Genomic DNA, 8888 nt, shown 5'->3' on the forward strand with positions numbered 1-8888 from the left:
AACGCGCCACCCTGGGCTTCACCGAGCGCGGCATCGAATGCCTCAAGGAACTCATCGCCGATCAGAAGCGGTGACCCCCGGCCCGATCCCGGCACTCAGCACCCGCGGCCTTGGCCGGATGGATACGCACGGCATGCGCCCTATCCCAGAGCTCTCGCGGCACGATGGCCTGGTGCTCGCCGGGGTAGACTTGGCCCTTATGGGCGGCCTCGCCGACATAGGTCCGGTTGTTCAGCAGCTTGTAGACGTCGCCCTTGTCCAGCGGCCGGCCCACCTTGCTGGTGGCGCTCTCCGCCCGGAGGCGGGCCACAGTCTCTATGCCCGATCCCGTCTCCGCGAAGATCTCGAACACGCGGCGGACCCTGGGGGCCTCCTCCTCATTCACGATAAGCTTCCGCGCAACGACGTCGTAGCCGAGCGGCACCTTGCCGCCCATCCACATGCCGCGGGCGCGGGAGGCGGCGAACTTGTCGCGGATTCGCTCGCCGATGACCTCGCGCTCGAACTGCGCGAAGCTGAGCAGGATGTTCAGCGTCAGCCGGCCCATGCTGGTCGTCGTGTTGAAGCTCTGCGTCACGGACACGAACGTCACGCCGTGCGCATCCATCACCTCCACCAGCTTGGCGAAATCCATCAGCGAGCGGCTTAGCCGATCGATTTTGTAGACCACGATGACATCAACCAGGTCGGCCTGGATGTCGCGCAGCAGGCGTTGCAACGCCGGCCGCTCCAGCGTGCCGCCGGAGAACCCGCCATCGTCGTAGCGGTCGCGCACCAGCACCCACCCCTCGGCACGCTGGCTGGCGATATACGCTTCGCAGGCGTCGCGCTGCGCGTCGAGGGTGTTGAACTCCTTCTCCAGGCCCTCGTCCGTGGATTTCCGCGTGTAGACCGCGCAGCGGAGCTTCTTCGTCGTCGCCGGCATGGCCGGCTCGATGCGGGCGCGGCGGGTCATGCGTCACCCCGCGCGCGCAGCCCAAAGAACGTCCAGCCATTCCACCGCGTCCCGGTGATGTGCCGGGCGATGGCAGACAGCGAGCGGTAGGGCCGTCCCTCGAACTCGAAGTCGTCGGCCCGGACCGTGACCACATGCTGGATGCCCGCATGCTCGCGGATCAGCCGGGTGCCGGGCAATGGCCGATGGTCCGCTCGGATCCGACGGAGGACGACGTTGCCGCCGTCGAGCTGCTCGCCCAACGCCTCGAGCCGTGCCCGGGTCTCGGGCCTCAGTCCGCCATAGGCCAGCTCTTGGACACGGTAGGCCAGGCGACTGGTGATGTAGCTGCGGCTGAATGGCGGCGGCTCCTTGCCATACAGCTGGCGCCACTGGTCCTTCAGCTGGGCGATCGGCGCGGTCTGGATCCAGGCCAGCCGGCCGAGCACGTCGGTCTCCGGGATGGTGGGAATGGTCGGCACCGGTGCTCCGACCGGCTGGGCAACTCGGGTGGTCATGGGGTCTCCCTCTGTTCGGGAGCGACACCACCGCTCTGTAGGCGGTCGAAGTGTAGCGAAGTCTCTCCCAGGACCCCGAGGTCGCGGTGGAAGTCTTCGGCAGTGCGGCGGTGAAGTCGCACCAAGCCCAGCGCCAGAATGGAGCAGACCTCGCGAAGGTGCGGCGGGAGGTGGAGATTGGGGGTCGTGGTCGCCATTTCGCGAACCGGTTTGCACCGCCCGGCGATGAGAATACAGCAAAATCAATCGGCTATCGCAGCAGAGCGCAATCATATGAGATCGCGCGATCCCGTGGCGGCTGGCTCGAAATTCCTGCTTGCCTTCGCGGCCAAGTCCTGAGAGACATACGGAACAAAGAGAGAACTAGGAGCCCTCCCCCCATGGGCCACCAACGCCTCGGGACACTGCCCGCCAGCCGCGCCTGGCAATCCATTATCGCTCTCATCACCGGAGGAGCCGACGCCAAGCAAGTCGCCGCTGCGGTGAGTGACGTCGCTGAGCCAGCCCTAGCGGTCGCGGCCAATGATCGCGCTCTCCAGCACGGATTTTGGTTGCTGACCCAAATTCCCCTCGCCGCTCGAGACGCCGCCTTCGGAGAGGCCCTCCAGCGCATCGGCCTGGAGGTCGTCGCAGAGCCCACGATCACCGAGATCGGCGCCGCGGTCATGAGCATGCTGGATGACACGATCCTTGCGGACCGCCGATCCAATGACTTCAGCGATCTCGCCGCGACCACAGTGGTGGAAAGCCTGGTGAGTGTGGCCGCACGTGATGAGGGCAGCCTGTTTGGCTCGACCTACCAAGCCGACGAGGCCTGGGCATCGCTGCGCAAACTCGCCTCGCCCGCCCGGTTCGCCGTGCTGGTCCGAGATTTCGTAGCTCGTCTCACACGGGAGCACCTGGGCTATTATCTCAGCCGCACCTTGCCGGCGCAGGTGGGGCAGTCCCATCGGTTCCAGAGCCTGCGCGACCATCACTTGTTCGAGACGGCGCTCACCCTTCATTGCCGGGAAGCCTCCCTCATCGTGGAGCAATTTGCCGCCGACTGGTACGGCAAGCACAGCTTCGAGGGAACGCTGACGCCCAAGACCGCAGCCGGCTTTGTCCAGGCGGCGTTCAAGAAGGTGCGGGAAGAACTGCGGGCGCGAGGCGGCGTCGTCCATGCGTGAGCTTCGCCTCCTTTGCGGCGGTGCCAGGTCGTCGGGGCGCAAGGGCCCGGAGATGGCGCTCGATATCGGCATCCGCGGTGCGGGCCGCGGCGCATTCGCGATGACGCTGCATCAGGTCAGCCGTCAAATGCTGGCGAACCTCCCGGACCGGCTGTGGGACCTGCTCTCTATCGCCTCTTATATCCACCTCGCTGACCGCATGGTGCCGAGAGACGGCCCGTCCATGCCCAACTTGGGCGAGAACTGGCGTCGCACTCTCTCCTTTGTCATTGCTGTCCGCGACCCGGACTTCTGGAATCTTCCCGACGTCCGGGAGAGCCTGCGCAAGACGATCGGCTTTCTGTCGGGAGACCGATACCAGTTCGAATTCGTAGAGCTAGCCGGCGCACCGGCCTGGCAGCCGTTCTTGGACATCGCCGGATCGGGTGCCGCGCCTGCCTTCCAGCCGGCGGAGGTCATCCTCTTCTCGGGCGGCCTCGACTCGCTTGCAGGTGCTGTCGATGCGTTGCTGGTGAAACGCCGCAAGGCCGCCCTGGTCTCGTACCAGTCAGCTCCCATGGTTCAGGCGATCCAGAGCAGGCTTGTCGAAGCACTGCGATCGCGCGCGGGACCCGACCGGTTAGTTCACATCGGGCTCGGTCTGACGAACGCAGGGGAAATGGTGGAGCCGACCCAGCGGACTCGATCTTTCCTATTCGCCGTCCTCGGCCTGCTCGTGGCGCGGCTCCACGGATTGCGCGAGGTCTGCTTCTACGAGAACGGCGTCGTCAGCACGAACCTGCCGCTGGCCAGCCATGTGCTCGGGACCCGCGCGACCCGGACCACGCATCCTAAGGTGCTTGAGCTCTACGGCCGGCTCTTTTCTCGGGTCGCCGAGGCAGACATCCGGATCCGCAACCCCTTCTTCTGGGACACCAAGGCCGACGTTGTCCGCCGCATTGCTGAGGGTGGTTGTGGCGAACTGATCCAACCGAGCTTCAGCTGTGGTTCCACGCGGGGCGCGGCCATGACGAAGGGTCGGCACTGTGGCGTCTGCACGCAATGCCTGGATCGCCGCTTCGGGATCCTTGCCGCGGATTGCGGGCATCTCGAGCCGGCATCGAATTATGCCGTCGACCTGATGCGAGGCCCACGCAAGCCGGGGATCGAGGCCGTGACTGCTGAAGCCTATGTGTTGGCCGCCCATACCTGGCGCCAATCGACTCAGGAGCATTTCCTGGGCGCGCATGGTGAGGCTTTCCGCCTCCTTCCCCATCTCGGCCTCCGCACAGACGAGGCGGCGGCCCGGCTACATCGACTGCACGTCCGACACGGTCAGAACGTCATGCGGATCGTCACCGAGACCGCACGAACTGATGATGTCTTGGGTGAGCGGCTTGATCTGCCGGACCATTCACTGCTTGCGATGATTCAGGGCCCCCTCGCTCAGGATGTGCAGATCCGCGATCCAGCAGAGAACGAGGCCACGCCTGAACGTCAGGCGGCGGATCGCAAGATCAAGGAACTTCCTCGGCCGATCACACTTTGGCTGGACATGCACCGACGTGAGGCCCGCATCGGCAACGTGGCGGTCCTGCAGAGGAAGCACTTCGAGCTCGTCAGGAAATTGCTGCCGAAGTTCCAGGACGGCATCCGTGCCCAGCGCGGCTCGCCGGGCTTTTCCTTCATGGGGACAAAGCAGTTGGCCGACGCCATGGGCGTAACGGAGGCTACGACCCGTCAGTTGGTCCGCGCACTGCGCCTTAAGATTGCGGAGCAGTTCCATCAGCAGCTCGGTATCGCACCTGCGCCTGACGACGTCATCGAGAGCGTTTCATGGGCCGGTTACCGATTGAATCCCGCCCTCGCCCTGGTCGGCTCACACGAGTCCGACCAGTGCAGATCGTCGGACCTTACGACTCCCTCCCGCGCCTCACGACTTTCTCATCCAGCGCCGTGAAATCAACGACTTAGTAGGGCCAAACCTCACGACTTTCGTGTCGCCATCTATATCTCGACCCGGTCGAAATCACGATTTTCCTCGCAGTCATTCACCCCATTGCGAGGATCATCGACATGACTATTCGGCATCTTCATCAACACGATCTCGCTGACCGCTGGCGCATCTCGGAGCGCACGCTCGAGCGCTGGCGCTGGCTTGGCCTCGGGCCCGCGTACATCAAGGTCGGCGGGCGCGTGGTCTATACGCTCGAGGACGTCGAGGCATTCGAGGCGCGGCGGCGCAAGGAGGGCAGCTGACCGTGCGCGGGGTCCAGCACACGGCATTGCGCCGCGTGGAGGTGGATCATGCCTGATGGCGCTGATCGCCCGCCAATCACTCTCGCTGGCATTGCCACGTTGCCGAGGTGGGTCGCGTGGCAGACAGTGATGCGTCCGGGAGAGAAGAGCCCGACAAAGCTCCCGTATGACCCTAAAGGGGGCATGGCGGCGACCGATGACTGGTTGACCTGGGGAACTCGCCACGAGGCCGAAGGCCGGGCAGTCCGTCTGCCCAAGCCTTACAAGACCGGCGGCGTCGGGCTCATTCTGGGCCAGCACGACGGGCTCGCAATCGCGGGCATCGATCTCGACAGCTGCATCGCTGAGAACGGTGACATCGCGCCGTGGGCACAAGAGGTCGTCGACCGGTTCGGCTCCTATACGGAGATCTCACCGTCAGGCACGGGTGTGAAGGTCTTCTTCCTACTCGATGCGGCGCAGGTGTTCGCAATTCAGGCGGCCATGGGGCCGGGCGACAAAGGTGAGCCAAAGCGCGGGCGGCAGTGGAAGCGGACCTCCGATGCAGATCATCCACCCGCGATCGAATTCTACACGTCGCACCGCTTCTTCGCCGTCACAGATCAGCCCCTGGAGGGCAGCACACCAGAGCTGCGCCCCGTGTCTCAGGAGACGGCGCTCTGGTTGATCCAGGAGGCCGGCCCAGCGTTTGCAAGGGCCAGCGAGGATCCGAGGCAGCACTTCGATTGGGGGCGCTCGGCAGCCGGCGGTGATCAGTCCCGCAGCGCCCGAGCCTTTCGCACTGCGTGCGGGCTTCATCGCAACGGTGGCACCTACCAGGATTTCCTGACCGCGCTCGACAAGGACCCGCAAACCGCCGCATGGAAACGGGAAAAGGGTGGCGAGCGGCAGCTGAAGCGCTGCTGGCAGAACGCCGAGAAAGCCGTCAGCAAGGATGGCCCGGCCTGGCTGAGGGACTGCCAGAAGAACCGGGAAGGAGAGCCTCGAGGCAATCTGTTCAACGCCATGGTAGCGCTCCGCCAGGAAGCAGAGATCAGCGGCGCATTCCGGCTTGACCAGATGTTGCGGGCGCCAGTCATCCTGACGACTGACGGCTTGCGACCGGTGACCGACGCGGACGTGTCGCACCTCCAGGTCCACCTCCAGAAGTGCGGCCTGGAGACGCTTGGCAAGGACACGGCGCATCAGGCGGTGGATCTGCGAGCCTCTGAACTGGCCTTTCACCCGGTGCGCGACTACCTGGGCGCATTGCGATGGGATGGGCAACAGCGAGTGGCAGGCTGGCTCCCGAACTATGTCCGCGCCGCTAACACATCCTACTCTCGCGGCATCGGCACCATGTTCCTCGTCGCCATGGTCGCGCGCGTGATGCAGCCGGGCTGCAAGGCCGACTACATGATGATCTTGGAGGGCCCGCAAGGCGCGAGGAAGAGCACCGCCTGTTCCGTTCTCGGCGGACAGTGGTTCTCTGACGCGATGCCAGATATCGACGGAGGGAAGGACGCTGCACAGCATCTGAATGGCAAGTGGCTGATCGAGATCGCCGAGATGGCGGCCATGGGCAAGGCTGAGAACAACCGGCTGAAGCACTTCATCACGAGGGACACAGAGCGCTATCGTCCGAGCTACGGCCGCAAGGAAGTGATCGAGCCGCGCCAGTGCGTGTTCATCGGCACGACCAACCAGTCTGTGTACTTGCGTGACGAGACAGGCGGCAGGCGGTTCTGGCCCGTGAAGGTCGGGCTGATTGATACAGACGCTCTCCAGCGCGACCGGGATCAGTTGTTTGCTGAGGCCCTGCATCTCTATCGCCACAAGGCGGCATGGTGGCCGGACGGCGCCTTCGAAGAAGCACACATCCGCCCTCAGCAGGAGGCACGGTTCGAATCAGACGCGTGGGAAGGCGCAATTGCTGCCTGGGTTGCGGGCAAGCGGCAGGTGACTGTCGCGGAGGTCGCGAAGGAGGCGGTGTTCGTAGAGACGCCGAAGTTGGGAACTCAAGAGCAGCGGCGTATCACCGGGATCCTGAATCTCCTTGGCTGGGTGCGCGGCGCCTATGACAGGCGGGGTCTCGGCCGGGCGAATGCCCGCGGGCCGGGCGGCGAGCGGTTCTTCATTCTTGAGAAGTATGTCGTCCCTGAGGAGCCCTCTGACGCATAATCAATGTGCGTCAGATTAAGCCCTTGTTTTCGTTACATCTGATTCGAATCTGACGCACTCTGACGCATATTGCTTGAAACCCCTGAGAAGTTGTTTCCGCCCGGGAAGACGCTCTGCGCACCCGGGCGCGCGTATAGGAAAATGCGTCAGAGTGCGTCGGTGCGTCAGAAACGCCCGGCTCGCGCCGGCCCGGTCTGGGAAGGGTCTCAATCAGGTCTCGAAAATGAAGGAACTTCCTCGCAATCCTGTCGCGATGCGCTCGCGCTGCTGACGCACTAGATTCAGAGCAGGCGCGAGAGAGGTCCAACATGCCGCGACGTTGCTTCCCGACCTACAAACCCGGCGTGCTCCACTGATGGGCGCGCCTGCCTTCGCCCCCACGGCCGAGCAGCGGCGCATGGTCCACGCCATGGCCGGGTACGGCGTGCCGCAGGACGACATCGCGCTGGTGATCGGCATCACGTCGCGCACGCTGCGCAAGCACTTCCGCCACGAGCTGGATGTCGCCGTGATCGAGGCCAACACGCGTGTCGCGCAGTGCCTGTTCAAGCAGGCCACCACGCCCGGCAACATCGGCGCCAGCATCTTCTGGCTCAAGGCCCGGGCGGGCTGGCGGGAGAAGCATCCCGAGCCTCCGGCGCCGCCCGTGCTCATGGAGGAGAGCCGGCCGATCGAGATCGTCATCGTCGATCCGGCCAATGGCACCCGCGAGACAGTCTCCTGGAACCGACCTGCTCTGGAGGACCGCACGCATGACGCGTGACGCCGCTGCTACCCCGCCGATCTTTCCGGCCTACAACCGGGCCCGCGTCGACGACCTGATCCCCTATGCGCGGAACGCCCGCACGCATTCCCCCGCCCAGGTCGCGCAGATCGCCGCGTCGATCAAGGAATTCGGCTTCACGAATCCGGTCCTGGTCGACGGCGAGCGTGGTATCATTGCCGGACACGGGCGCGTGATGGCCGCGCGACAGCTCGGGCTGATCGAGGTGCCGACCATCGAGCTCAGCCACCTCACGCCCACGCAGCGCCGGGCCTACGTGCTGGCCGACAACCGCCTGGCACTCTCCGCCGGCTGGGATGACGAGATGCTGCGACTGGAGCTGGGCGAGCTGCACAGCGAGGGCTTCGACCTGGCGCTCACCGGCTTCGGCGAGGACGAGCTGGCCAGGTTCCTCCTGGAGCCCACGGCTGGCCTGACCGACCCCGACGAGGTGCCCGCGCCACCCGAGATCCCGGTGTCCCGCGCGGGCGACGTCTGGGTTCTCGGCCGGCACCGGATCATCTGCGGTGACGCCACCGATCCCGTGGTGGTCGAGGCGGTGCTCGCCGGCGTGCGGCCGCACCTGATGGTCACCGACCCGCCCTACGGCGTGAACTACGACCCGGCCTGGCGGAACCGCGCCGGCCTGTCCGACACCCAGCGCACGGGGATCGTGGAGAACGATCACCGGGCCGACTGGCGCGAGGCCTGGGCCCTGTTCCCTGGCGACGTGGCCTATGTCTGGCACGGCGCGCTGCACGCCACGACGGTGGCGGACAGCCTGACCAGCTGCGGCTTCGACATCCGGGCCCAGATCGTCTGGGCCAAGGAGCGGCTGGTCATGGGCCGTGGCCACTATCACTGGCAGCACGAGCCGTGCTGGTACGCGGTCGGCGGCGGCGCCACCGGCCATTGGGCCGGCGATCGCAAGCAGACGACCCTGTGGAGCATCCCTTCCCGCGACCAAGACACCGTCACGACCCACGGCACCCAGAAGCCGGTCGAATGCATGCGCCGGCCGATCGAGAACAACTCCTCGCCCGGCCAGGCGGTCTATGAACCCTTCAGCGGCTCCGGCACCACGATCATCGCGGCCGAGATGTCGG

At 65.4% G+C, this 8888-nt stretch carries 7 protein-coding genes and 1 pseudogene; 6 read left to right on the forward strand and 2 right to left on the reverse strand.

What is annotated here, in order from left to right:
* Positions 1-127: 127 nt before the first annotated feature.
* Positions 128-955, reverse strand: a pseudogene (locus tag EJV46_RS07830) (recombinase family protein); the annotation flags it as partial.
* The gene (locus EJV46_RS07835; RefSeq protein WP_131548079.1) at positions 952-1452 is read right to left on the reverse strand and encodes a DUF2924 domain-containing protein; all 501 of its coding nucleotides are present in this window, start codon (positions 1450-1452) and stop codon (positions 952-954) included. The pseudogene EJV46_RS07830 and the gene EJV46_RS07835, both read right to left, overlap by 4 nt.
* 380 nt (positions 1453-1832) lie before the next feature.
* Here EJV46_RS07835 and EJV46_RS07840 point away from each other — a divergent pair, with 380 nt between their 5' ends.
* The 6 genes from EJV46_RS07840 to EJV46_RS07865 all read left to right on the forward strand — a co-directional run.
* Positions 1833-2621, forward strand: coding sequence for a hypothetical protein (locus EJV46_RS07840; protein ID WP_131548080.1), 789 nt, complete (start codon positions 1833-1835; stop codon positions 2619-2621).
* Entirely contained in the window at positions 2614-4560 is a 1947-nt protein-coding gene (locus tag EJV46_RS07845; RefSeq protein ID WP_131548081.1) for a 7-cyano-7-deazaguanine synthase, read from the forward strand. Before EJV46_RS07840 ends, EJV46_RS07845 begins: the two co-directional genes overlap by 8 nt.
* A 116-nt stretch (positions 4561-4676) precedes the next feature.
* Positions 4677-4859 carry an AlpA family transcriptional regulator gene (locus EJV46_RS07850; RefSeq protein WP_131548082.1) on the forward strand — a complete coding sequence of 61 codons (183 nt, stop codon included), beginning with the start codon at positions 4677-4679 and terminating at the stop codon, positions 4857-4859.
* Between the two features lie 183 nt (positions 4860-5042).
* Positions 5043-7019, forward strand: coding sequence for a virulence-associated E family protein (locus EJV46_RS23020; RefSeq protein WP_206020746.1), 1977 nt, complete (start codon positions 5043-5045; stop codon positions 7017-7019).
* 355 nt (positions 7020-7374) lie between these two features.
* Entirely contained in the window at positions 7375-7782 is a 408-nt protein-coding gene (locus EJV46_RS07860) for a hypothetical protein (protein WP_131548083.1), read from the forward strand.
* Positions 7772-8888 (forward strand): site-specific DNA-methyltransferase (locus EJV46_RS07865; RefSeq protein ID WP_131548084.1); only part of this gene is annotated, 1117 nt, incomplete at its 3' end. The genes EJV46_RS07860 and EJV46_RS07865, both read left to right, overlap by 11 nt.

The sequence above is a fragment of the Roseococcus sp. SYP-B2431 genome, from assembly GCF_004336745.1.
GTDB lineage: Bacteria > Pseudomonadota > Alphaproteobacteria > Acetobacterales > Acetobacteraceae > Roseococcus.